Annotated in this window: 18 protein-coding genes; 5 read left to right on the top strand and 13 right to left on the bottom strand. The window is 72.8% G+C overall.

Features of this window, described 5'->3' with window-relative positions:
* Nucleotides 1–23 precede the first annotated feature (23 nt).
* From ACQB60_RS39065 to ACQB60_RS39050, 4 genes are read left to right on the top strand one after another with little or no spacing between them, the layout of a single operon-like run.
* Nucleotides 24–1325 (top strand): citrate synthase family protein, encoded by a 1302-nt coding sequence (locus ACQB60_RS39065; RefSeq protein WP_496930837.1) that lies wholly within the window; start codon nt 24–26, stop codon nt 1323–1325.
* A gap of 58 nt (nt 1326–1383) precedes the next feature.
* Nucleotides 1384–2367: a ferredoxin family protein gene (locus ACQB60_RS39060; RefSeq protein WP_496930836.1), complete on the top strand. Its 984-nt coding sequence runs from the start codon at nt 1384–1386 to the stop codon at nt 2365–2367.
* Between the two features lie 28 nt (nt 2368–2395).
* Nucleotides 2396–4036: a sensor histidine kinase gene (locus tag ACQB60_RS39055; RefSeq protein ID WP_496930835.1), complete on the top strand. Its 1641-nt coding sequence runs from the start codon at nt 2396–2398 to the stop codon at nt 4034–4036.
* Nucleotides 4033–4710 (top strand): response regulator, encoded by a 678-nt coding sequence (locus ACQB60_RS39050; RefSeq protein WP_496930834.1) that lies wholly within the window; start codon nt 4033–4035, stop codon nt 4708–4710. The genes ACQB60_RS39055 and ACQB60_RS39050 overlap by 4 nt, the downstream gene beginning before the upstream one ends.
* A 33-nt stretch (nt 4711–4743) precedes the next feature.
* Here ACQB60_RS39050 and ACQB60_RS39045 read toward each other — a convergent pair whose 3' ends face one another.
* The 6 genes from ACQB60_RS39045 to ACQB60_RS39020 all read right to left on the bottom strand — a co-directional run bounded on the left by ACQB60_RS39045 (nt 4744) and on the right by ACQB60_RS39020 (nt 11714).
* Complete coding sequence (locus ACQB60_RS39045; RefSeq protein WP_496930833.1) at nt 4744–6336, bottom strand: monocarboxylic acid transporter; 1593 nt, start codon at nt 6334–6336, stop codon at nt 4744–4746.
* A complete protein-coding gene (locus ACQB60_RS39040; protein WP_496930832.1) occupies nt 6336–6863 on the bottom strand; it encodes a DUF485 domain-containing protein in 528 nt (175 codons plus the stop codon). Before ACQB60_RS39040 ends, ACQB60_RS39045 begins: the two co-directional genes overlap by 1 nt.
* Nucleotides 6864–6987: 124 nt before the next feature.
* Nucleotides 6988–7731 (bottom strand): response regulator, encoded by a 744-nt coding sequence (locus ACQB60_RS39035; protein WP_496930831.1) that lies wholly within the window; start codon nt 7729–7731, stop codon nt 6988–6990.
* A complete protein-coding gene (locus ACQB60_RS39030; protein ID WP_496930830.1) occupies nt 7728–8870 on the bottom strand; it encodes a sensor histidine kinase in 1143 nt (380 codons plus the stop codon). The genes ACQB60_RS39035 and ACQB60_RS39030 overlap by 4 nt, the downstream gene beginning before the upstream one ends.
* On the bottom strand, nt 8867–9433 hold the full coding sequence (locus ACQB60_RS39025) for a DUF1453 domain-containing protein (protein WP_496930829.1): 567 nt from the start codon (nt 9431–9433) through the stop codon (nt 8867–8869). The genes ACQB60_RS39030 and ACQB60_RS39025 overlap by 4 nt, the downstream gene beginning before the upstream one ends.
* Before the next feature lie 157 nt (nt 9434–9590).
* Nucleotides 9591–11714 (bottom strand): DNA gyrase/topoisomerase IV subunit B, encoded by a 2124-nt coding sequence (locus ACQB60_RS39020; RefSeq protein WP_496930828.1) that lies wholly within the window; start codon nt 11712–11714, stop codon nt 9591–9593.
* Nucleotides 11715–12154: 440 nt separating this feature from the next.
* Here ACQB60_RS39020 and ACQB60_RS39015 point away from each other — a divergent pair, with 440 nt between their 5' ends.
* Nucleotides 12155–12385: a DUF7455 domain-containing protein gene (locus ACQB60_RS39015; protein ID WP_055697095.1), complete on the top strand. Its 231-nt coding sequence runs from the start codon at nt 12155–12157 to the stop codon at nt 12383–12385.
* 114 nt (nt 12386–12499) lie between these two features.
* Here the strand turns inward: ACQB60_RS39015 and ACQB60_RS39010 are convergent, their stop codons facing one another.
* The 7 genes from ACQB60_RS39010 to ACQB60_RS38980 all read right to left on the bottom strand — a co-directional run bounded on the left by ACQB60_RS39010 (nt 12500) and on the right by ACQB60_RS38980 (nt 23738).
* Complete coding sequence (locus ACQB60_RS39010; RefSeq protein WP_496930827.1) at nt 12500–13327, bottom strand: serine protease; 828 nt, start codon at nt 13325–13327, stop codon at nt 12500–12502.
* Nucleotides 13328–13490: 163 nt separating this feature from the next.
* Nucleotides 13491–15029 carry an RNA polymerase sigma factor gene (locus ACQB60_RS39005; RefSeq protein WP_496930826.1) on the bottom strand — a complete coding sequence of 513 codons (1539 nt, stop codon included), beginning with the start codon at nt 15027–15029 and terminating at the stop codon, nt 13491–13493.
* Nucleotides 15030–15499: 470 nt separating this feature from the next.
* Nucleotides 15500–16387, bottom strand: a complete 888-nt coding sequence (locus ACQB60_RS39000; protein ID WP_496930825.1) for a FadR/GntR family transcriptional regulator — start codon at nt 16385–16387, stop codon at nt 15500–15502.
* A gap of 162 nt (nt 16388–16549) precedes the next feature.
* Nucleotides 16550–18841 carry an ABC transporter ATP-binding protein gene (locus ACQB60_RS38995; RefSeq protein WP_496930824.1) on the bottom strand — a complete coding sequence of 764 codons (2292 nt, stop codon included), beginning with the start codon at nt 18839–18841 and terminating at the stop codon, nt 16550–16552.
* Between the two features lie 156 nt (nt 18842–18997).
* Nucleotides 18998–19759 (bottom strand): NUDIX hydrolase, encoded by a 762-nt coding sequence (locus ACQB60_RS38990; RefSeq protein ID WP_496930823.1) that lies wholly within the window; start codon nt 19757–19759, stop codon nt 18998–19000.
* An 82-nt stretch (nt 19760–19841) separates the two neighbouring features.
* The gene (locus tag ACQB60_RS38985; protein ID WP_496930822.1) at nt 19842–21761 is read right to left on the bottom strand and encodes a glycogen debranching N-terminal domain-containing protein; all 1920 of its coding nucleotides are present in this window, start codon (nt 21759–21761) and stop codon (nt 19842–19844) included.
* A gap of 537 nt (nt 21762–22298) precedes the next feature.
* Nucleotides 22299–23738, bottom strand: a complete 1440-nt coding sequence (locus ACQB60_RS38980) for a DUF4192 domain-containing protein (protein ID WP_496930821.1) — start codon at nt 23736–23738, stop codon at nt 22299–22301.
* Between the last annotated feature and the right edge of the window lie 138 nt (nt 23739–23876).

Below are 23876 nucleotides of genomic sequence, written 5' to 3'. Positions count from 1 at the left end.
TGCGATGCGGATACGGTGACGCCATGACGGAGCGAAGGGCCCACGGTGCACGCACAGTTCGAGAGGCCCCGGAAGAAGACCAGGGACGAGAAGGCCGGCGACTGACCACCAAGGAGGCCGCCGAAGCGCTCGGCGTGAAGCCCGAGACCGTGTACGCGTACGTGAGCCGCGGTCAGCTCAGCAGCCGCCGAGGACCCGGCTCCCGCGGCAGCACCTTCGACGCCAAGGAGGTCGAGGCGCTCGCACGCAGGAACAGAAGAGACCCCGTGGCCACGGCCACGAGCGGCGAGCTCTCCGTGCGCACCCGCGTCACCCTCATCGAGAAGGACCGCTACTACTTCCGCGGCGTCGATGCGGCCGAGCTCGCCCTGAACCACTCCTACGAAGAGGTCGCCGAGTGGCTGTGGACCGGCGTCCTGCGCCCCGGCATCCGCTTCGCCGCTCCCAAGGACACCGTCAGGGCCGCCCGGCGCGCCGTCGGAGCACTGCCCGAACACAGCGGCCCGACCGACCGGTTGAGGGTCGCGGCCATCTCCGCCGCGGCCGCCGACCCGCTCCGCTTCGACCTGTCCGAGCAAGCCGTCATCGGCACCGGCCGCACGCTCATCCCCACCCTGGTCCACGCGCTCCCGCCGGTTCTCGGCACGCACAAGGACGACGGCCCCCTCGCCCACCGCCTCTGGACCAGGCTGAGCGGACGGACGCCCGACGAGGCGTCCCTGCACACCCTGGACACCGCCCTCGCGCTCCTCGTCGACCACGACCTCGCCGCGTCGACCCTGGCCGTCCGTGTCGCCGCGTCGGCGCACGCGCACCCGTACGCGGCCGTGTCGGCCGGTCTCGGCGTCCTGGAGGGCCCCCTGCACGGCGCGGCCAGCGGCCTGGCCCACCGCATGCTCCTCGACGTCCTGGACCGGGGCAGCGCGGCCCCCGTCGTGGCGGACGAGCTGCGCGCCGGGCGGCGGGTCCCCGGACTCGGCCACCGGCTCTACCCCGGCGAAGACCCGCGCGCGCGGGCGCTGTTCAGCCTCCTGGAGAGGATGCCCAAGGCCGGTCCCGCGCTCGCAGCGGCCCGGGACGTGGTGGCCACCACCGCCCGTCACACCGACCTGCACGCCAACGTCGACCTGGCGCTCGCGGTCTTCACCGCCTCCTCCGGGATGCCCGCGGAGGCGGGCGAGACGATCTTCGCGGTGGCGCGCACCGCGGGCTGGATCGCGCACGCCCTGGAGGAGTACCAGGAGCGCCCGCTGCGGATGCGGCCCAGCGGCCAGTACGTGGGAGTGCGGCCGCCGCAGCCGCTGCCCGTACCGGAAGGCGGCTGAGCCCCGGAGGGCCCCGGCCCAGGAGAGCGCCGGACCGGGGCAGGTTAGGCTCGCCTATGTGAGTACGTGTGCGACCGTTTCGCGTGACCTGGCCGAGCCTCTCGCCGGCACCGCCGCGACCGCCAGGACATGGCTTCTCGTCGAGCAGCCCGGCCCCTGGGGCGCCAAGGCCCTCACGTCCAGCCACCTCGACCCCGAGCTCGGCCGCGCCCTGGAGGCGGCGGCCGACGGCACAGGCGTACGGGTCGCGCTGATCCGACGCCCCGGCCGGCATGCCGACTGCCACACCGTCGCGCGCCGCCGCGTCTACGTGGCCCACACCGCCCCCGGCCACAGCTGGCTGCGCACCCACGTGACGCAGGCACCAAGGGAGTTGCTCGACCTGGACTTCGTGGCCCTGGGCAACGGCGACCACCAGGACTTCGGAACCCCGCACACCGGTGCCCCGCTCGCCCTCGTCTGCACCAACGGAAAGCGCGACCGCTGCTGCGCCCTGCTGGGCCGCCCGCTCGCCGCCGAACTGGCCGGGGCCGGTGTGGAGGGCGCCTGGGAGGTCACTCATCTGGGTGGTCACCGCTTCTCCCCCACGCTCCTCGTGCTGCCCTACGGATACGCGTACGGCCGCGCCTCCGCGCACGACGTGAAGGAGATCCTCGAGGCCGCCCGTGAGGGACGCGTCGTCACCCGGGGGTGCCGGGGAGGCTCGGCGTGGGAGCGGCCGGGGCAGGCGGCGGAGCTCGCGGTGCGCAGGGCCGTCGGGGAGGACGCCGCCGGAGCCCTGACCGTCGTACAGGTCGTCCAGGTGGACGGCCAGGTCGTGCAGGCGGACGGTCAGGTGGACGCTGCGGCCCCGGGCTGGGACGTGGCCGTCACCCACACCGACGGCAGGCGCTGGCAGGTCACCGTGGCGCAGGGGGCCGCGCTGCCGCCCCGGCCGGAGAGCTGCGGCGGTGCGCTCGGGTCACCGGCGCGGATGGACGTCGTGGCGGTGAAACCGGTGTCCCGCGCGCGGGAGATCCCCGCCACACTGACTTCGGAGTAGCCCTCCCGCCGCCGTACCGTTCGTACACATGAGCCCGACCTCCCCTGCCCGACGACTCCGCCTCGGCCTGCCGCGGCGCGTCTTCTCGCAGGTCCTGCTGATGCAGCTGGGGATAGCCGCCGGGGTCGCGGTGCTCGCCACCGGCCTGTTCCTCGCCCCGCTCAGCGACCAGCTCGACGACCAGGCGATGCGCCGGGCCCTCGCCATCGCGCAGACGACGGCGGCCCAGCCGCAGATCGCCGAGGACCTGGCGGCCAGCCGGCCCACCCCCAAGGGCCCCGTGCAGGCCGAGGCCGAGCGGATCCGGCGGGCCAGCGGGGCCGAGTACGTCGTGGTCTTGAACAAGGAAGGGGTGCGCTGGTCGCACACCGACCCCTCCCAGATCGGCCACGTCGTCTCCACCGACCCCAGCGACGCGCTGGCGGGCCAGGACGTCATGGAGATCGACGACGGCACCCTGGGGCGCTCCGCGCGCGGCAAGGTGCCGCTGCGGGACGCGCACGGCGGCATCGTGGGCGCCGTCTCCGTGGGCATCGAGTACGACAGCGTGCGGGACCGCCTCATCCACGCGATCCCGGGCCTCTTCGCGTACGCGGGCGGGGCGCTCGCGGTGGGTGCCCTCGCCGCGTATCTGATCTCGCGCCGGGTGCAGCGACAGACCCGCGACCTGGCCTTCTCCGATATCTCGGCGCTGCTCGCCGAGCGCGAGGCCATGCTGCACGGCATCCGTGAGGGGGTCGTGGCGCTCGACCGGAGCGGACGGATCAGGCTGCTCAACGACGAGGCCCAACGGCTGCTCGGCCTCGGCACCGAAGCCATCGGGCAGCCCCTCGACGCGGCGCTCGGCCCGGGGCGTACGACCGACGTCCTCGCGGGCCGGGTCGAGGGCACCGACCTGCTGACGGTGCGCGGCCAGCGCGTCCTGGTGGCCAACCGCATGCCCACCGACGACGGCGGCGCCGTCGCGACCCTGCGCGACCGCACCGAGCTGGAGCAGCTCGGCCGTGAACTCGACTCCACACGCGGCCTCATCGACGCACTGCGCGCCCAGGACCACGAGCACGCCAACCGCATGCACACCCTCCTGGGCCTCCTCGAACTGGAGATGTACGAGGAGGCCGCCGAGTTCGTGGGCGAGGTCGCGGGCGCGCACCGGGTGACCGCCGAGCAGATCACCGAGAAGATCCGTGACCCGCTGCTCGCGGCGCTCCTCGTCGGCAAGGCGACGGTCGCGGCGGAGCGCGGTGTGGCCCTCTCCCTGTCGCCCGGCACCGGGCTCCCGGACCGGCTCGTGGACCCGGGCGGCCTGGTCACCATCGTCGGCAACCTCGTCGACAACGCCCTGGACGCTGCCGCCGGGAGCGAGCACGCGCGCGTGGAGGTCGAACTGCGGGCAGAGGAAGGCACCGTGGTGCTGCGCGTGCGCGACACCGGACCCGGTGTATCGGCCGATCAATATGAATCAATCTTCATCGAGGGCTGGTCCACCAAGGAGCCCCCGGCGCACGGGAAGCGCGGCATCGGGCTCGCCCTGGTGCGCCGCCTCGCGGAACGGCAGGGCGGCAGCGCACAGGTGGCCGCCGCATCCGACGGGGGCGCCGAGTTCACGGTGATCCTGCCCGAAGCGCTCGCACGGGCCGAGCTGACCGCCGCGGAGGAAGCACGATGATCGAGGTCCTGGTGGTGGACGACGACGTGCGCGTCGCGGACGTCAACGCCGCCTACGTGGAGAAGGTGCCGGGCTTCCGGGTGGCCGGGAAGGCCCACAGCGCGGCCGACGCCCTCCGCCTCGCCGGGGAACTCTCCGTCGACCTCGTGCTCCTCGACCACTATCTGCCCGACGAGACCGGCCTCGCGGTCGTACGGTCGCTGCGCGAGCGCGGCCACCAGGCCGACGTGATCATGGTGACCGCCGCCCGCGACGTCGGCACCGTCCAGTCCGCGATGCGCCACGGCGCCCTCCAGTACCTGGTCAAGCCGTTCTCGTACGCAGGTCTGCGCGCCAAACTCGACGCGTACGCGGCGCTGCGCCGCACCCTCGACGGCGGCGGCGAGGCCGAGCAGGCCGAGGTCGACCGGATCTTCGGCGCCCTGTCGGCCACGGCCGCCCCGGAGCTGCCCAAGGGCCACTCCCCGACCACGGCCGAGTTGGTCCGCAGGGCCCTCATGGCGGCGGAAGGGCCGCTCTCCGCACAGGAGTTGGCGGAGCGCACCCGGCTGAGCCGCCAGACCGCCCAGCGCTATCTCAAGCTCCTGGAGCGCACGGGCCGCGTCAGGCTCAGCCTCAAGTACGGCGACACGGGCCGCCCCGAGCACCGCTACGAGTGGGCCGCCAGCCTCTGACCGGGCCCTCAACTCATGGGCGGATTCGGCCTCTTACGCCGCGCCCGCCCCGGTGAGCGCGCGTACCTCGGTCTCGGCGTGCTTGTCCTCGTCCGCGGGTTCCGGCGAGGTGACCGTGCCCAGCCAGCCCGCGAGGAAGCCGAGCGGGATCGAGACCAGGCCGGGGTTCTCCAGCGGGAAGTACTGGAAGTCCATGCCGGGGAAGAGGGCGCCCGGGCTCCCGGAGACGACGGGTGAGAGCACCACGAGCGCGAGGGCGGGCACCAGACCCCCGTAGACCGACCAGACCGCGCCGCGCGTGGTGAAGTGCCGCCAGAACAGCGAGTAGAGCAGCACCGGCAGATTCGCGGACGCGGCGACGGCGAAGGCGAGGCCCACCAGGAAGGCGACGTTCAGGTCGCGGGCGAGCAGTCCGAGGGCGATCGCGACCACACCGACCCCGGCGGCCGCGACACGGGCGACCGCCACCTCGCTGCGCGGCTCCGCGCTGCGGCGCCGCAGGGACGCGTACAGGTCGTGGGCGACGGAGGCCGAGGAGGCGAGCGTGATCCCGGCGACGACGGCGAGGATCGTGGCGAACGCGACCGCGGCGACGACCGCGAAGAGAACCGTTCCTCCCGTGGAGTCCGCGCCGCCTCCGAGATCGAGCGCGAGCAGCGGAACGGCCGTGTTCCCCGCGGCGTTCGACCCGCGCACCGCATCGGAGCCCACGATGGCCGCCGCGCCGAAGCCGAGCACGATCGTCATCAGGTAGAAGCCGCCGATGAGCCCGATGGACCAGACGGCGGAGCGGCGGGCGGCCCGCGCCGTCGGCACCGTGTAGAAGCGCGACAGGATGTGCGGCAGGCCCGCCGTGCCGAGGACGAGCGCGAGTCCCAGGCTGATGAAGTCGAAGCGCGCGGTCCAGCTCCCGCCGTATTTCAGGCCGGGTGCGAGGAATCGATTCCCCTGGCCGCTGCGGTCGGCCGCCGTCCGCAGCAACTGGTCGATGTCGCCGTGGAACCGCATCAGGACGAGCACGGTCAGCGCGGCCGCCCCGCACAGCAGGAGGACCGCCTTGACGATCTGGATCCAGGTGGTGGCCCGCATCCCGCCGAAGGACACGTAGATCACCATGAGCGCGCCGACCCCGATCACCGTCCAGGCCCGGGCCGCCCCGCTCGTCCCGCCGAGCAGCAGCGCGACCAGTGAGCCCGCCCCCACCATCTGCGCCACCAGGTAGAGCACGGAGACGGTCACCGAGGACGAGCCCACGGCGATACGGACCGGGCGCTCCCGCATCCGGGCGGCGACGACGTCCGCGAGCGTGAACCGCCCCACGTTGCGCACCAGTTCGGCGACCAGGAACAGCACCACGAGCCAGGCCACGAGAAAGCCCACCACGTAGAGCATGCCGTCGTAGCCGTAGAGCGCGATCAGCCCGGTGACGCCGAGGAAGGAGGCGGCCGACATGTAGTCGCCCGCGATGGCGAAACCGTTCTCCATGGGGGAGAACAGCCGGCCGCCCGCGTAGAACTCCTCCGCCGAGCCGTGCCGGTTGCGGCTCACCCAGGTGGTGATCGCCAGCGTCACCGCCACGAAGAGTCCGAACAGCACGAGCGCCAGGGTCTGGTGGTCGCCGGTCATCACTCGGCCACCTGCCCGCGCCCCCGCGCCGGACCGCCCTGGCCCCTGCGCTGCTCGTGCTCCCGCTTCTGCTCGTACACGGACCAGCGCAGGTCGAGCGCCGCGCGGTCCCGGCGCAGCCGGGCATGGCGTGCGTACGCCCAGGTCAGCAGGAAGGTCGTGAGGAACTGGGCGAGCCCCGCGACCATCGCGACGTTCACCGCCCCCGAGACGGGCCGCGCCATCAGGCCCGGCGCCGTCGTCGCGGTCACGACATACGTCAGGTACCAGGTGAGGAAGACGGCCACCCCAGGCACGACGAACCGTCGGTAGCGCCGTCGCACCTCCTGGAAGGCGGCGCTCTGCTGCACCTCCCGGTAGATGTCGGCCGCGCTGGACTCCACGGCGGCGGCCGGGGCCGGCACCACGGGCATGGGCGCCCCCGTGCCGTCCAACTCGCCCCAGCCGGAGGCAAGCGCGTCGTACCAGGGATCCTCGAGACCTCCTGTCCGGGCTTGCCCGGCTTCGCGCCTGTCGTGCTTCTTCACCGAACTCTCCTTGTCCGCGGCGCCGTTCGGCCGCGTGCCCAAGGATGGGCAGAACGGGAAGATCCCTGACTCTTCTCTCGCGCTCTTCACCCCATCAGGTGATGCCCCTCGCCTCCGGCTTCTCTCAGGCCCGGGAGCTCCCAGGAGGCTGCGCGAGACCGTGCCCGTAGGCGTAACGGACGGCCTGCGCACGGTCCTTGAGGCCGGTCTTGGCGAAGAGATTGTTGATGTGGGTCTTCACCGTGGCGGTCGAGACGTGCAGCGCGCGGGCGATCTCGTGGTTCGTCAGCCCCTCGGCGATCAGGACGAGCACCTCGGTCTCCCGCGTGGTGAGACCGTCCGGCGGCGCCACCGCCGACGGGGGCGGAGCGGGCTCGGACAGCCGCTCCAGGAGCCGCCGTTGGATCTTCGGCGACAGACCCGCGTCCCCCGACAGCACGTCCTCCACCGCCCGTACGATCTCGTCCCCGCCCGCGTCCTTCGTGAGGTAGCCGCGCGCTCCCGCCCGGAGCGCGGGGAACAGCGACTCGTCGTCCGCGTAGGTGGTGAGCACGACGACCTGGGTGCGCGGATACTCGGCGCGGATCCTGCGCGTGGCCTCCGCGCCGTCGACGCGGGGCATCCGCAGGTCCATCAGGACGACGTCCGGGGAGAGTTCGGCCACCAGCCGTACGGCCTCCTCGCCGTCACCTCCAGCGCCGACGACCTCGATCCCGGGCAGCAGGCCCAGCAGCATCACGATCCCTTCCCGCACCACTGTCTGGTCGTCGACCACGACCACGCGCGCGGGCCTCCTGCCCCCGCTGCCCCCGCCACCGGGCACGGCCGGGTCCCCCGCCGCGGGCGCGCCCTCACCGCTCACCGTCATGCGGGCACCTTCAGCGTCACCACAAAGCCCTCCTCGTCCGGCCCTGCCTCCAGGAAACCGCCCAGCAGTTCGGCCCGCTCCCGCATCCCGAGCAGACCGTATCCGGCCCCGGAGCCCGCGAGTTCGCCCGGCGTCCCGCCCGAATCCCTTATGCCCAGGGTCACTTCCTCCTCGCCGTACTCGAGGCTCACGAACACCTTGGCACCCCGGGCGTGCTTGCGGACGTTCGTCATCGCCTCCTGCGCGACCCTGCGGACCGCCTGCGAAGCCTCGGCGGGCAAGGCGCGACGCGTCCCGCGGACCGTGACCTCCGCCCCCTCGGAGGCGACCAGCTCGCGCAGGAAGTCCTCGACCGGCGTCATCTCCCCGCGCAGCGCCGAGAGCGCCTGCCGGGTCTCGGCGAGCCCCTCACGGGCCATGGAGCGCGCCGCCACGACGCGGTCCAGGATCTGGTCCCGCGCCGCGTCCCTCTCGATCAGCAGCCGGGCCGCTTCGAGGTGGACGAGCTGCGCGGACAGGCTGTGCGCGAGCACGTCATGGATCTCCCGGGCGATGCGCGCCCGCTCGGCCAGCGCCGCCGACTCGGCCTCGGCCGCGCGGGCCGCCCGCTCCTGGGCCAGCAGCCGCTGGGCACTGCCGCGCGCCTCGGCGTCGAGCCGGAGGGTGTAGCCGGCGAGCGCGAGCCCGATGACGATGAGCGAGGTCCCCAGCCAGTTGTCCGTGTTGTACGCGGCGAACGCCGTCATCGCGACGAGCACGCACGCCACGCCCGCGAACAGCGGCAACCGCTCCAGGGCCGTGACCGCCGTGCTGCACCAGAGCACCAGCGCGAGCACGCTCCAGTCCTGCCACTGCGCCACGAACGCCGCCCCCATCAGCAGGGCGAGCAGCCCCACCGAGGGCCACAGCCGGTGAGCGAGCGAGGCGCGGTACAGCCCCCAGCCGAGCCCGGCGACGACCGCGACCATCGCGAGCCCCGCCACCAGGCGCCAGCCACGCTCGGAGTGGAACGCGTCCCACGTCAGGCTGCCGAGGATCAGCACGCGCAGGACCCGGACGAACCACACCCGGGCCGGGCTCATCCCCTCCCGGGTGAGAGCCTCCCGGGAGGGCCATGCCATCCACCGGTCCTGGTTCACACACGGTCCTTCCGCAACGGCTCGGCGTACCCCTGGAAGGTGTTCTGCCTCGTCGGCTCGTGCGGCATGCGCGGGGTGTACGACGTGTCCGCTCCACCGTAGGCCGGGGCGAGCGGGCGCGCGCGCAGCACCAGGATGCCGCTGCGGACCAGGAGGGTGGCGGCGATGGCCAGCATCATGGCCGGGCTGCCCTGATGTATGTCCAGCAGGGCGCCGACGCCGAACAGCCCCGCCCGCACCGCCATGCCGACGACCAGGACGAGCGCACTGGCCTTGGTGCTCTTGCTCCAGACGACGCCGTCCTGCCCCCGCCACACATGAGTGGTCCGCGCCCAGGCCGCGCCCAGGCCGATGCCCACCAGGACCTCGGCGCCGAGGAGCACGGCGGACAGGGTCCGCTGCTGCGGGTCCAGCAGGTCGGGGTCGCGCACGGCCATGAACACGAGCACGGCGGGCACGACCCACCAGCGCTTGTCGGCGGTGACCTCCTGCGCCTTGAACTGGCGGGCGATCACCAGCACGACGACGGCGCAGATCACGAGAGCGTTGGTGAACCCGGACATCTGGTGCCTCCGAGAGCGGGAAGGGCTGGGAATCAACGCCTTCGACGCTACGGAAAAGCCCAGGTCACGAGATCGGAGCAGAGGTGGAACCTGGGTGGAGCCCATGGCTCCACCCAGGGGTGGAGAAGATGCCTCTGCGCGGCGGACCGCGCCGGGCTCACGCGTCGATGCGCGAGCGGTCCAGCGTCGCGGCGGAGCTGGTGATGAACTCCTTGCGCGGCGCGACCTCGTTGCCCATCAGCAGATCGAAGACCTGCTCCGCCGCCTCCAGGTCGGAGATGTTGATCCGGCGCAGCGTGCGGTACCGCGGGTCCATCGTGGTCTCGGCCAGCTGGTCGGCGTCCATCTCGCCGAGGCCCTTGTACCGCTGGATCGAGTCCTTGTACCGGACGTTCTTGCGCTGCAGCTCCAGCAGCGTCTCGCGCAGCTCGCGGTCCGAGTACGTGTAGACGTACTTGTCCTGGCCCTTCTTCGGCTGGACCAGCTCGATCCGGTGCAGCGGAGGCACTGCGGCGAAGACCCGGCCCGCCTCGACCATCGGGCGCATGTAGCGCTGGAACAGCGTCAGCAGCAGGATCCGGATGTGCGCGCCGTCGACATCGGCGTCGACGAGCAGGATGATCTTGCCGTAGCGCGCCGCGTCGATGTCGAAGGTCCGGCCGGACCCGGCTCCTATGACCTGGATGATCGCGCCGCACTCCGCGTTCTTCAGCATGTCCGAGACGGACGCCTTCTGAACGTTGAGGATCTTGCCGCGGATCGGCAGGAGCGCCTGGAACTCGGAGTTCCGCGCCAGCTTGGCCGTGCCGAGCGCCGAGTCGCCCTCGACGATGAACAGCTCGCTGCGCTCCACGTCGTCGCTGCGGCAGTCGGCGAGCTTCGCGGGCAGCGAGGAGGACTCCAGCGCGGTCTTCCGGCGCTGTGCGTCCTTGTGCTGGCGGGCCGCGATGCGGGTGCGGGCCGCGGCGACGACCTTGTCCATGACGGCGCGGGCCTGCGCCTTGGCGTCGCGCTTCGTGGAGGTCAGGAACGCCTTCAGCTCCTTGGCCACCACATTGGCCACGATCCGGTTGGCCGCCGAGGTGCCGAGGACCTCCTTGGTCTGGCCCTCGAACTGCGGCTCCGCGAGGCGGACGGTGACGACCGCCGTCAGGCCCTCCAGGGCGTCGTCCTTGACGACGTCGTCCTCGGCGACGCGCAGCACCTTCTGGCCGCGCAGCGCCTCGTTCATCGTCTTGGTGAGCGAGCGCTCGAACCCGGTCACGTGGGTGCCGCCCTTGGGGGTGGCGATGATGTTGACGAAGGACTTGATCGTCGTGTCGTACCCGGTGCCCCAGCGCAGCGCGACGTCGACGCCGAGCTCCCGGGTGACCTCGGTCGGCGTCATCTGGCCGTGGTCGTCGAGGACCGGGACGGTCTCCTTGAAGGTGCCCTGCCCGGAGAAGCGGAGGACGTCGCAGACCGCCTTGTCCTGGGCCAGGTACTCGCAGAACTCGCTGATCCCGCCGTCGAAGCGGAAGGATTCCTCGCCCTTGGTGCCGCCCTCGCCGAGCCCGTACTCGTCGCGTACGACGATCGTCAGGCCCGGCACCAGGAAGGCGGTCTGGCGGGCGCGCTGGTGCAGCGTCTCCAGGGAGAGCTTGGCGTCCTTGAGGAAGATCTGGCGGTCGGCCCAGTACCGCACGCGCGTGCCCTGGCGGTTCTTGGGGACCTTCTTGGTCTTGCGCAGTTTGGCCGCCGGGTCGAAGTCGGCGTCGGGCCCCGGCTTGGCGAAGGCCCCCGGGACACCGCGGCGGAAGCTGATGGCGTGCGTGTGGCCACTGCGGTCGACCTCGACGTCCAGTCGGGCCGACAGGGCGTTCACCACGGAGGCGCCGACGCCGTGCAGACCGCCGGAGGCGGCGTACGAGCCACCGCCGAACTTGCCGCCGGCGTGCAGCTTCGTCATGACGACCTCGACCCCGGAAAGGCCGGTCTTGGGCTCGACATCGACCGGAATGCCCCGGCCGTTGTCACGCACCTCCACGGACGCGTCGTCGTGGAGGATGACCTCGATGTGGTCGCAGTACCCGCCCAGGGCCTCGTCGACGGCGTTGTCGATGATCTCCCAGAGGCAGTGCATGAGGCCGCGGCTGTCCGTCGACCCGATGTACATGCCCGGACGCTTGCGAACCGCCTCGAGCCCCTCCAGGACGAGCAGGTGCCGCGCGGTGTAGTTGGAACCGTCCCGGTCTGCTCCGGTCAGCAACGCTGTGGACGGCACGGACGTCTCGGCGGTCACGCGGTTCGCTCCTCGCTGAATTTCAAGAGGGGCCCTCTGGGGTAAGGGCCCGGCTTCGATTGCCGCTCAGAGGGTACCGAGGCCAGGTAGAGCCGTTGTCACGCCACCCTCATCTCAACTCAGACTAGTCCAGATACGTACGCACGTTCGATCCTTCGATCGAGTGAAGCGCACGTCACGTTCCCTTCCAGGCATGAACCATTTAGGCTCCGGGCACGTCCTCATGAACAACCGGCAACCCAGCCGGGAGGACCTGACCTGACAGACAGCGCGAAACCGTACGACACGTAAGAGACGCAATACGGCACATTCGCCGCCAACCGGCAGCAGACAGCCGACTCGAAAGAAAACTTCGAGGAAAAGCCACGAGCGGGAACGTTTTCGGCCTGGTTGGATGTTGACCCTGGTACGACAGCTCGTCGAGCTAGAGAAGAGGCGACGTGACTACTGTTCTGACCCCCGCGAGCCCCCTGACGGCCGCTGATCGCTGCGACCGCTGCGGCGCCCAGGCTTACCTGCGCGTCGTCCTGTTGAGCGGTGGTGAACTGCTCTTCTGCGCCCACCACGGCCGCAAGTTTGAGCCGGAACTCAAGAAGATCGCCGCTGAGATACAGGACGAGACGGAGCGGCTGACGGCCGTCCCGGAATCCGCGTCCGACGAGGAACGCTGACGCCTCGCGACCACGACGAGCCAGCACCGGCACCAGACCGGTGAACGGGCGGCCGCCCCTGTGACCCAGGGGCGGCCGCCCGTTCTCATGCCCGCCCGACCCGCGGGCCCGTGCTCAGCCCGGCCGCACCGCGCGCAGGACCTCGGAGACCCGCGTGTAGACCCCCGGGCTCCCGGCCCGCCCGCAGCCGCTCCCCCACGACACCAGGCCCACCAGCCGCCCGTGGGCGACCAGCGGCCCACCGCTGTCCCCCTGGCAGGCGTCGCGCCCTCCTTCGAGCTCTCCGGCGCACAGCATGGAGGCGGGCAGGTACGTTCCGTCGGAGTCACCCGGGTAGGCCGCCTCGCAGGCCGTGTCCGGCAGCACCCGCACGCGCGCGGACCGCAGCTTGCGCGCGTAGTCGCCCGCCCCCGTGGTGTCGCCCCAGCCGTACACGGCGGCGCCCGTGCCGGCCTCGTACGCCGGATCCCCCTCCGAGGCCATGGGGATCGCCCAGGACGCCGGGAGCGGCCTGGAGAGCGTCAGGGCGGCCACGTCACCGGCGTTCGTGTAGGAGTCGTACGACGGGTTGACCCAGGCCCTGCTGACGGGCACCTCGCCCCCGTCCGCCGCGCGCAGGTCACCCCGGCCCGCGATGACCTTCAGGTCGGTCACCTCGTTCAGCGGTACCCCCAGGACCTCCTCACTCAGACAGTGGGCGGCGGTGAGCACCGTCGAGGGCCCCACGACCACGCCCCCGCAGAACTGTCCCGCCCGCGTACCTCCGAACCGGTCACGGCTCGAGAGCGCCACCGCCCACGGGCTCTCGGACGCCTGCACAGGGTTTCCTCCGATGACCACGCTGTCGGCCGCCACCGGGGTGGGCGAGACCAGCGCCAGCGCGGTCGCGGCGGCCGTCAGGGCCACTGCTCCCGTCAGGTTTCGGGCGAAGCGACTCCGCATGCGAGCTCCTCACTCTGGGTTGCCATCGCAGACCCACAGTGATCCAGTACGACAAGCCCCGCACCCGCGCGCGGGTGCGGGGGAGCGGGCGGGCACGGGAAAGGCCCGGAGCCGCCGATGCGGGACTCCGGGCCTTCCGTGGAGCGTCGGGTGACGCGGGTGACTAGTCGAGGTAGTCGCGCAGCACCTGGGAGCGCGAGGGGTGCCGCAGCTTCGACATCGTCTTGGACTCGATCTGACGGATGCGCTCACGCGTCACCCCGTAGACCTTGCCGATCTCGTCCAGGGTCTTCGGCTGGCCGTCCGTGAGGCCGAAGCGCATGGAGACGACGCCCGCCTCGCGCTCGGACAGGGTGTCCAGGACGGAGTGCAGCTGCTCCTGGAGGAGCGTGAAGCTCACCGCGTCGGCCGGGACGACGGCCTCGGAGTCCTCGATGAGGTCACCGAACTCGCTGTCGCCGTCCTCGCCCAGCGGGGTGTGCAGGGAGATGGGCTCGCGGCCGTACTTCTGGACCTCGATGACCTTCTCCGGGGTCATGTCGAGTTCCTTGGCCAGCTCCTCCGGGGTGGGCTCGCGGCCCAGGTCCTGGAGCATCTGGCGCTGCACGCGCGCGAGCTTGTTGATGACCTCGACCATGTGCACCGGGATACGGATGGTGCGGGCCTGGTCGGCCATGGCGCGGGTGATCGCCTGGCGGATCCACCACGTGGCGTACGTCGAGAACTTGTAGCCCTTGGTGTAGTCGAACTTCTCGACCGCGCGGATCAGACCGAGGTTGCCCTCCTGGATCAGGTCCAGGAAGAGCATGCCGCGGCCGGTGTAGCGCTTGGCCAGGGAGACCACCAGGCGGAGGTTGGCCTCCAGGAGGTGGTTCTTGGCGCGGCGGCCGTCCTCAGCGATGATCTCCAGCTCGCGCTTGAGCTTCGGCGCCAGCTTGTCGGCGTTGGCCAGCTTGTCCTCGGCGAACAGACCGGCCTCGATGCGCTTGGCGAGCTCGACCTCCTGCTCGGCGTTGAGCAGCGGGACCTTGCCGATCTGCTTGAGGTAGTCCTTGACCGGGTCGGCGGTGGCACCGGCGGCGGCTACCTGCTGCGCGGGGGCGTCGTCCTCGTCCTCGTCGGACAGGACGAAGCCCTGGCCCTCGGTGGGCTCCTCCTCGCCGGGCTTGCCCGCTGCGGGGGTCTCCTCGGCGGCCTCGTCCTCGACGTGCTCGTCGTCCTTCTTGGACGCGGTCTTCTTGGCCGCCGTCTTCTTGGCGGTGGTCTTCTTGGCTACGGCCTTCTTGGCCGTCGTCTTCTTGGCTGCGACCTTCTTGGCGGACGCGCCCTCCTCGGCCGCGGCCTCCGCCGCGGGTGCCTCGGGGGCGGCGGCGGACGTGGCGGCCGGCTTGACCGTGGCCGCCTTGGCCGCGACGGTCTTCGTCGCGGTGCGCTTGGCCGGACTCTTTGCTGCGACGCTCTTGCGGGGGCGCTTGGGCTCCGCGGCACTGACCATCAGCGTCACACCCTCTTCCTCGAGGATCTGGTTGAGGCTGCGCAGAACGTTCTTCCACTGAGTGGCCGGGATCTGGTCAGCTTCGAAGGCACGACGCACGTCATCGCCGGCGATCTGCCCATCAGCCTTTCCCCGCTCGATGAGCGCCATGACAGAGACGGATTCGGCGATCTCCGGCGGGAGCGTACGGGATGTGCTGGCCGACACGAACAACCTCTCGGAACGTTGGAAAACGGCTTCCGGCCCCGTCCACTGTGGACCGGAGCCGACGACCGACGACTGGGGATGGGCCGACGGCGCGGGCGGGACCGTGGAGCTGCACAGCGTCGTGAACGACGTCTGTATTCCCTCCTCGGCTATCACCTCTTAGGTCATCGCGCTGCCCCGACGAGCGTTACGCCCAATCTACGTGGCCCGAGTCACACCCCGTAAGCACGCAAAAGCAGCTAGATACGGTCAGAAACACCCAGGCTTCGCGCGACAACGGTCGGCGACGACCCAACGACCGAGCCGCCGGACCTCATCGGCTCCCTGGGGAGCCCGAGGCCCGGCGGCACATGGGGCGTCGCGGGCGACGTCCGTCGCGGGCGACGTCTGCGGAGTACGTGGAGTACGTACGGAGAAGCGGGGTGCTGCCGCGCGGCGCACACGTCGGCCGGGCCGGCGTGGGCGCGAGGTCAGTGCTCGCGCGGAGCGGGTACGACGCGCTCCACCTCGGGGTGGACCGTGAGCAGCTGGCGCATGGCGGCCTCCGCTCCGGCCCCGTCGCCCGCCGCGAGGGCGTCGACGATGCGGGAGTGGTGCGCGAGGGACGCCTCCGTGGGACGGTCGCAGCCGGTGACCGGGCCGCCGGAGACCTGGAGCGCGGCGGAAACGATTCCGGAGAGGTGCTCCAGCATGCGGTTGCCCGCGACCTGGAGGAGCAGGGAGTGGAACTCGGCGTCGGCGCGGGAGAAGGTGATCGAGTCTCCCTGGCCGAGCGCGTGTCCCATGATCTCGACCATGTCGGCGAGGCGCTGCTGCACCTCCTCGCGACCGTGCCCGGCGGCGAGGCGGGCGGCGAGCGGCTCGATCATCCAGCGCAGCTCGCTGAGTTCACGCCGCTGGTCGTCGCGCTGCGGCCCGAAGGCCCGCCACTCGATGATGTCCGGGTCGAGCAGGTTCCAGTCGCTGACCGGGCGCACGCGCGTACCGACGTTGGGCCGGGCGCTGACCAGGCCCTTGGCCTCGAGCACGCGCAGCGACTCGCGGACGACGGTGCGGGAGACCTCGAACCGCTGGCCGATCTCCTCGGGGACCAGCGGGCGGTCGGCGCCGAGGTCGCCGGAGACGATCATCTGGCCCAGCTGCTGGACGAGTTGGCCGTGCAGGCCGCGGCCGCGGCTGCCGGTCGCGCGGCGGCCGACGCGCCCCAGGTCCTGGTCGGCGCCCTCCCACGCGGGGGCTACGACGCGGTCGACCCCGGGGGCCTCCGCGTAGGGGTAGCGGTCGAGTTCGCCCGGTCCGGCGAGGCCGGAGTCGGCGGAGCGGGCGGCGGTCATCATGGTGTGCGCAAGGGTACTCACGGATCCTTTGTCGGCGTGGCTCCCAAGTGCCTTGAGGTCTTTGGTGAAAAGCACACGAAAGGGTGATCGCTTACCCCGCCGCAATTGACGCCTTATCGGAAAGAAATGGGCGTTCTCCGGGGAGTTGCGCACAGCCCTCGAACCCGAGGCACCAGGCGGTCGTTAACGGGCTCTGCCGCGCATCGCCGTGAGCAGGTAGGCGCAGAGAAGAGCGGTGAGCGACAACATCAGTGCGCTGCCCACGGGTTGGGCGAGGACCCGCACACCCCCGGCGACGTACCGCTCGGCGCCGAACGGCCACTGCACCAGCGCGAGATCGCGCAGCCTGGCCGGAAATCCCGCCGCCGATCGCACAGATGGACCCTCCAGGGCCTTCTGTACGAGGGGCACGACGACGATCGGCACCGCGAGCACCGCGGCGAGACCGGCGGTCGTGGACCTGAAGACGCCCGCCGCGAGCACTCCGGCCCAGGCGCACCCCATCACCAGCGCAGCCCAACTCGCGCTCAGCGAGAGCCAGTCGGCGGGGACCTTGGTGAGCTCGTCTCCGTAGACGAGGTGGAGCAGGACACCGTCCGAGGCCACGGTGAGCAGGGCGAGCAGCAGTCCGGTGGCCGCGGCCACTGTGAGCTTGGCGACGAGGAGCCCGAGGCGGCGGGGGACGGTGCCGCGATCGGCGGCGAGCGAGGGGTGGCGGAACTCGTCCCCGAAGGCGAGCGCACCGAGCAGCCCGGCTCCGAGCGCGGCGGGCGGCAGCGGCAGTTCCTGCGGCCAGGCGGCGAGAAGGCGGTGCTGCGGGCTGTGTCCGGTCCTGCCGAGGAAGACGCAGAGCACGGCGGACACGGCGAGCACGGCCGCCGAGGTGAGGTAGCCGGTACCCACCCCGAAGGCGCGGCGCAGCTCGTAGCGGAAGGGGCGCAGGGGGCTGCGGGCGGAGCGGATGGTGATGGGCGGCGGCAGAGGTGACAGAGGGGCCGGAGAGGGATGTGGTGCCTCTGCGGTCAGCGGTGTCCTTGCGGCGATGTCAGTGGCCAGGGGGACCATGGTCGTGGGCGTGGGCGTGGGCTGCCGGGTGGTGTCGTGCGGCGGGGCTGCTGGGGGGAGGGGGTGGTCGGTCGCGGGGTTTTCGGGTGTGGGCTGGAGCGGGGCGGACTGAAGCGGGGTGGTCCGGATCGGGCTGGACTGGATCGGGGTGGACTGGAGCTTGATGTACGGGAGTTGGGCCGGTGGCGGCGTCGGCTCAGGGTCCGGGTCCGTCGTCGGCTCGGGCTCCGGGTCCGTCGTGAGCCCGGGCTCCGGGTCCGTCGGCGGTGCGAGCTGCCGGTCTGTCGTCGGCGGTGCGGACTTCCGGTCCGCCGTCGGCCCGGGCTTCAGGTCTGTCGTCGGCGCGGGCTCCGGGTCCGCCGTCAGCCCGGACTCCGGGGCCATCGGCGGCGCAGGCTCCGAGGCCGGAGGGACCGGAGGGGTCGCGGGCTCCGGTTCCGGGTCGTGCGTGCCGGAGGGGGAGGTTTCGGTGGGGGAGGCTTCGGGGCGGGGGGATCCGGGGGCTTCCGCTGTCGGCGTGGGGGCGGCCGCCGTCGGTCCCGCATCGCCGATCTCGTCGGCGAGTTGGTGGACGAGGATGCCGTGGCGGAAGGCGGTCTCGCCCACGTCGGCGCAGCTACTGCCGTACACGGCAAGCCTGTTGCCGTCTTCCCGGACCACCTCGATGGTGCGCTGCCCCGTGCGCGCCTCCTTGGTCAGCAGGGCGGCCAGGCGGCCCGCGTAGGGACTGCGGACGGCCACGCGGGGACGGAGCCGGGTGCGGGCGAAGTCCGCGGCCTCCTGGTCGGCGACGAGGCGTCCGGCCTCGAGGGTGATGACGCGGTCGGCGGTCCGCGCCGCCTCCTTGGGGTCGTCCGTGGAGAACAGGACGGTGCCGCCGTGGGAGGCGTGCGCGCGCAGGATCCCGTGCAGCCAGCGGCTCTCGCGTACGGACAGGCCGTCGGCGGGGCCGTCGAGGACGAGCGTGTGCGGGTCGGACAGCAGGGCGCAGGCGAGGCCGAGCCGGCGGTCCATGCCGCGCGAGAGCATGCCGAGCCGCTGGTCGCGGAGGCTGACGAGGCCGACGACCTCCAGGACGTCATCGGCCCGCTGGACGGGCACCCCGGCGGCCGCGCACAGCATGCGCAGCTGGCCGCGGACCGTGCGCGCCGGGTGGCCGGGGACCTCGCCGAGGAGGACGCCGACCTCACGGCAGGGGTGGGCGATGCGATGCAGGGGGCGGCCTCTGAAGTACGTGATTCCACGGCCCTGTTGGAGCTCCAGCATCAGCCGGAGGGTGGTCGTCTTTCCGGCGCCGTGCGCGCCGAGCAGCGCGGTGACACGGCCCGTGCGCGCCTCGAAGGACACGTCGTCGACGGCGGGCGGGAGGTCCTTGCGGGTGTTGCTGGTCAGTCCGATGGCCTGGATCATCGCTTCTCTCGCGGGATGTGCGACCGCTCGGCGGCCGAGGCCCGTCCACCGGTTCGGAGGCGGACGAACCCCGTGGGTACCGCAGCAAGATAACGCGATATTTCCGTCATTTCGGTCAGGGTGTGAGCCGCGGGTGTCAGCCGCGGCCCCCAGTGATCAGACTTCGGGGCGCAGCATCGGCGGGTTGAGCAGCGTGGCCCCGCCCGCGCGGAAGAGCTGGGCGGGGCGGCCGCCCTGGCGCGTGGTGGTGCCACCGGTGGGCACGAGGAAGCCGGGCGTGCCGGTCACCTTGCGGTGGAAGTTGCGAGGGTCGAGCGCGACGCCCCACACCGCCTCGTACACCCGGCGCAGCTCGCCGACGGTGAACTCGGGCGTACAGAAGGCGGTGGCCAGCGAGGAGTACTCGATCTTGGACCGGGCGCGCTCGACACCGTCCGCCAGGATCTGTGCGTGGTCGAAGGCGAGAGGGGCCGCCTGCTCGTCCTCCCTGCCGTAGCCGCCTTGGTGGAGCAGCGCCTCGACCGGGGCCCAGCGCGCGTTGCTCGCGTCGCCGCCGGCCCGGGGCGCGGGCAGGTCGGGGGCGAGGGCGAGGTGGGCGACGCTGACCACGCGCATCCGCGGGTCGCGCTTGGGGTCGCCGTACGTGGCGAGCTGCTCCAGGTGCGCGCCGTTGACCTGGGCCGGGGCGTCCGGGTCATGGGCGCACAGGCCGGTCTCCTCGATCAGCTCGCGCGCGGCCGCCGCCGACAGGTCCTCGTCGGCCCGCACGAATCCGCCGGGCAGCGCCCAACGCCCCTGGAACGGTGGCTCGCCGCGCCGCACGGCCAGCGCGCAGAGGGCGTGCCTCCGCACGGTCAGCACGACCAGGTCGACGGTGACAGCGAAGGGCGGGAAGGCCGACGGGTCGTAGGGCGACATGCCGTGATCATAGTCGTCTTCCTGACGATAAACACCTCCTCCGTCAGCCTGCCGGGGCCGGTTCTCGAGGTCCGTCACCGCCTCACACCCCCAACTGCAGCCCGTCGGCGGCCTCCTCGACCATGGCGAGGCCCAGCCTGCTGACCCGCACGGAGAACGGCTCACCCGCCACACGCAGCGACATCAGCCCCAACTCTCCCAGGGGCACGCTGCGCACCGGGCTCAGGGTCACCGTCCCCGCCGGTGCGTCGGGGCGGATGCCTGCCGACGACGTGAGGAGTTGGACACCGGCTGCCGCCCCGGTCGCCGCCGGGCGGCAGGCCGTGGGGTGCGGGAGCGGTGCGCTGCCCTCCGTCCGCTGCTCCCCCGCGTACATCTCGGGCAGCCGGTGGCCGAACGTCTCGGCGGCCGCGAGCACCCCGCGCAGCAGGGAGCTCGCCTCCTTCTCGTAGCCCGCGGCGGCCAGGCCCGCGACGGCGACCGCCGTCTCCTGGACCCGGACCGCTCCCCCGCGGTGCCCGAACGGGTTGTACGCCGCCTCCTTCGCGCCCATGCTGCGCAGCCCCCACCCGGAGTCCATGGCGGGCCCGCCGAGCAGCCGGGCGAGCTGCTCGGTCTGCACCTTGTCGAGGAGCCCCGGCGCGAGCAGCCCCGAGCCGAGCAGGCCCGTGTCGAGGAGGTGGGCGGCGGCGCTGGTGAGGTGGGGCACGGGCCGGCCGTCGGGCAGCAGCGCGGCCGCGGGCCGGCCGCCCGCGTGGTCCTCCACCCAGAACTCCTCACGGAACCTGGTCCGCAACCGCCCCGCCCACTGGCGCAGTTCGGCGGCGCCCGCGCGGCCGTACGCGTCGAGGAGGTCGGCGCCGAGGAGCGCCGCCCGGTGGGCGTGTGCCTGTGTCTCGCAGCGGCGGGGGCCGCCCGGACCGGGGTCCGGCAGCCACAGTCCGCTCTCACCGCTCCCCGGGACGACCGAGTCGAGCAGCCAGCGCAGACACCGCTCCGCCGTCGGCAGCAGCTCCTCCGTGTCCTGTTCGGGCAGGCCCCACCGGCGGGCCTCGGCGAGGAGCACCGGGAACAGCAGGGTCGCCTCGGTGCCCGTGCAGCCGGGCGGCAGGTGCGGGCCCGCGTCCCGCAGCGGGCCGGGGATCATGCCCGAACGCGGCCCCGGCCCGGTGATCTGCCCGCGGGCGAGCGTGCGGAGCGTGCCCGCCGCGAGCCGGGTGCCGAGCGGCAGCGCCATCCGGGCCGCCGTGAGCGCCTCGGCGGGAGCAAGACCGCAGCGCCAGGGCGCGCCCGCGGCGAGGTGGACGTCGGTGGGGTGCACCGCGTCGCGCAGCAGCAGTGCCTGGAGGTCCTCCACAGAGGTCTGCAGGAGGGGCTGGACCCGGGGGTCGTCGCCCGCCGCGCGCGCCCCGGCGAGGGGGCGCACCGCTCCCTGGCCCACGGGTCTCACCGGGCCGGCGCCGTCCGGCCGCACCCGCAGTTCCACGCTGCGGGTGGCTCCGGGCGGCAGGTCGACCTGCCAGCGCAGCAGCCCTGCGGAGGCGAGCGCGTCCTCGGGCGCCGGGTCGGCGGTGACCACGCACTGCGCGGTGCCCGTCGACCAGCGCATACCCGAGTCGTGGACGCTGGCGGGCAGTTCGGGTCCGGCCCGGCCCGAGGCGACCGCGCCCAGCTCCGCCAGGTCGGTGCCGAGCGACACTTCCAGGGGCACCCGCAGGGGGCGGACTGCCGCGCTGGTCAGCGCGATCCGCTCCGTACCGTCGGCGAAGCGGGTCCGCTCGACGAGCACGTCCGGGTCCGGGCCGCCCTCCGCGGACAGGCGGAGCGTCGCCACGAAGCGCGCGCTGTCGGCCGAGACCATGCGGGCCTGCACGGCCACCGGCTCGCGCCCCGCCACCCGCACCTGGCAGCGGGAGAGCACGCGGCGGCCCGCGCGGTAGAAGCCTTCGAGGCCGCTGCCGGTCAACTGCCCCTGGTCCGTGGAGATCGCGAGGGCGGGCATGGCGACACAGATCAGGGCGGTGTGGGCAGGGGGGAGTTCGGCTGGGCGGCGGGACGCGGGCACCGGGGCGGGCCCGGCGGGTGGACGGGCGGCAGCCGGGCGGTCGGCAGGAGGTCGGGGGGCGGGAGGTCGGAGGGCGGGCGGAACGGAATTGACCGGTCCGCGCGGTGAGTTGGGGGCGGGAGCAGGAGCGGGCCGACGGGGTCCCTCCCTGTCGGCTACGGAGGATGGGGCGGGAAGGGGCATGAGGCGGCTTCTTCCTCACTGGCTGCGCTGCGGGAACCGGAGACCTAGGCCGTCGGCCTAGCGCGGCACCGTCACGGGTACCGCCAGTCAGGTGAACGGGGCGGCACCGCCCCAAGTCACGCCCCCGCACCGGGAAGACGGACGCCGGGGAGCCACTCGGCCCAAAGGGAGTCGCCGCGCGCCCTCTCACGGCGGGCGCGCGTGGCCGCGCCGACGCCCTCAGGAAGCCCCTCAGAAAGTTCCTCCGGAGGGTCCTCCGGCAGGTCCTCCGAAAGGTCCTCCGGCAAGCCCTCAATTCGTGCCCCTCGCCGCGCCCTTCGCGCCCCGCCGGGCGGTCCGGCGCCGGTACCGCGGGACGGCCGGGCCGACCGGGACAGCCGGGTCGGTCGGGTCGGTCGGGTCGGTCGGGTCGGTCGGGTCGGTGCCCTCCGTGACACGTACGCCCTCGCCTCCCGCGGGACGCGGCAGCCGACGGCGGCGGCGCGGTGCCCGCGGTTGCGTGACCGGCGGCGGTGTCGAGGAGGCCGGGTCCTGGGGGCGTGGTGTCTCGCGATCGGCTCGTTCCCCGCGCAGGCAGCGGCGGATGGCTTCCGGGTCCAGGTCCGCGGTGCACGCGCCGATCAGGAGGCGGGCGAAGGTGTTGCGCGGGTCCACGCGCAGCGCCATGTCCAGCGCCTCCCGGCCCTCGACGGGGTCCCCCGACGACCAGGCCACCCAGCCCGCGAGCGCCAGCGGTGCCGCGGCGTGCTCCCCGTACGCGCCGACGCAGCGGCGGGACAGGGCGCGCCACAGGCGCAGCGCGGGGGCCGCCTCGTCGCCCTCCATCCACTCCGCGGCCCGATCGCGCGTCGTGCGGACCTGGAGGCCGAGGATCAGGGCCGCCGCCTCGTCGTGCGCGAGGAGTTCGTCGTCGCGGAGGTCCGCTTCGAGGCGGCCGCGGACCGGGGGCGCCGCGTCCAGGCGGGCCATGACCCGGCGGGCCAGGTCGAGCGTCTCGGCGGCGACCTCGGCGTGGCCCGTCTCGTCCAGGATCCGGGGCACGAGGGCGAGCCCCGCCGCGTCGAGCGCCCGCTCCTGGTCGTCGGCGGCCCCGGTGGCCCAGGGGGCGAGGCGGGCTCTCATCTCCCGCTGCGTGCACGCCACTTGGATGCCGGTGTAGGCCGCCGCGGCCGCCATCACCGACGTACCGGGGCGGGGCAGCGGCACGCCCTCGGGAGGGCAGCACAGCTCGCTCGGGCAGCAGTAGGTCCAGAAGCGGCCTGCCGAGATGCAGATCACCTCGAGCACCGGGACATCAAGTCGCCCGCACTGCTTGCGCAGGGCCTGGGCCAGCGGCCGCAGGCGTTCCCGCACCTCCCGCCCGGACGCGGCGCCCACCGGCTCCAGGCAGAGGAAGGCGACGATGCCGTCGGGACGCGCGCCCCTGCGCTCGCAGCCGCCGACGAGGCACTCGGCCAGGGACCTCGCGACCGAAGGCCAGTCCCGCTCCCGCTCGGGGATGCCGAGCCGCACGCGCCCGCCGAAGCGGCCCCGCGCGCCGTGCAGCGCGATCAGCACCATGCTTTCCTCGGGGCGGAAGCCGAGCAAGTACGGGAGGGCGTCCGCCAGTTCGGCCGGGGTGCGCAGCGTCACCACCGGATCGCCCACCGGGTCCCCCACCGGGTCCCCCACAGGGGCGCCCATCGGATCGCGATCGCCCGTCGGGCCGACCGCTTCGCTGTGATTCGTCATGCGGCGACTGTGGCCCGGATCGCGGGCTTCCGGTTCGCCCTGTGGACAACCCCCGACCAGTGGATAACTCCCCTGCCCGCACAGACCGGACCACCGAGCCGATCACCGAGCCGATCATCAATTAGGTTAGGCTAAGCT

It is taken from the genome of Streptomyces odontotermitis (genome assembly GCF_050510915.1).
Lineage (GTDB): Bacteria > Actinomycetota > Actinomycetes > Streptomycetales > Streptomycetaceae > Streptomyces.
Note: the sequence above shows the minus strand (reverse complement) of the source record. Positions and strands in the feature narration are given on the sequence as shown.

Coding starts and splice junctions, on each gene's coding strand:
- ACQB60_RS38990 (WP_496930823.1), bottom strand. CDS start 19,759: ATGTCGCCCTACGACCCGTCGGCCTTCCCGCCCTTCGCTGTCACCGTC.
- ACQB60_RS39025 (WP_496930829.1), bottom strand. CDS start 9,433: ATGTCCGGGTTCACCAACGCTCTCGTGATCTGCGCCGTCGTCGTGCTG.
- ACQB60_RS39050 (WP_496930834.1), top strand. CDS start 4,033: ATGATCGAGGTCCTGGTGGTGGACGACGACGTGCGCGTCGCGGACGTC.
- ACQB60_RS39045 (WP_496930833.1), bottom strand. CDS start 6,336: ATGACCGGCGACCACCAGACCCTGGCGCTCGTGCTGTTCGGACTCTTC.
- ACQB60_RS39035 (WP_496930831.1), bottom strand. CDS start 7,731: ATGACGGTGAGCGGTGAGGGCGCGCCCGCGGCGGGGGACCCGGCCGTG.
- ACQB60_RS38980 (WP_496930821.1), bottom strand. CDS start 23,738: ATGACGAATCACAGCGAAGCGGTCGGCCCGACGGGCGATCGCGATCCG.
- ACQB60_RS38995 (WP_496930824.1), bottom strand. CDS start 18,841: ATGATCCAGGCCATCGGACTGACCAGCAACACCCGCAAGGACCTCCCG.
- ACQB60_RS38985 (WP_496930822.1), bottom strand. CDS start 21,761: ATGCCCGCCCTCGCGATCTCCACGGACCAGGGGCAGTTGACCGGCAGC.
- ACQB60_RS39065 (WP_496930837.1), top strand. CDS start 24: ATGACGGAGCGAAGGGCCCACGGTGCACGCACAGTTCGAGAGGCCCCG.
- ACQB60_RS39055 (WP_496930835.1), top strand. CDS start 2,396: ATGAGCCCGACCTCCCCTGCCCGACGACTCCGCCTCGGCCTGCCGCGG.
- ACQB60_RS39010 (WP_496930827.1), bottom strand. CDS start 13,327: ATGCGGAGTCGCTTCGCCCGAAACCTGACGGGAGCAGTGGCCCTGACG.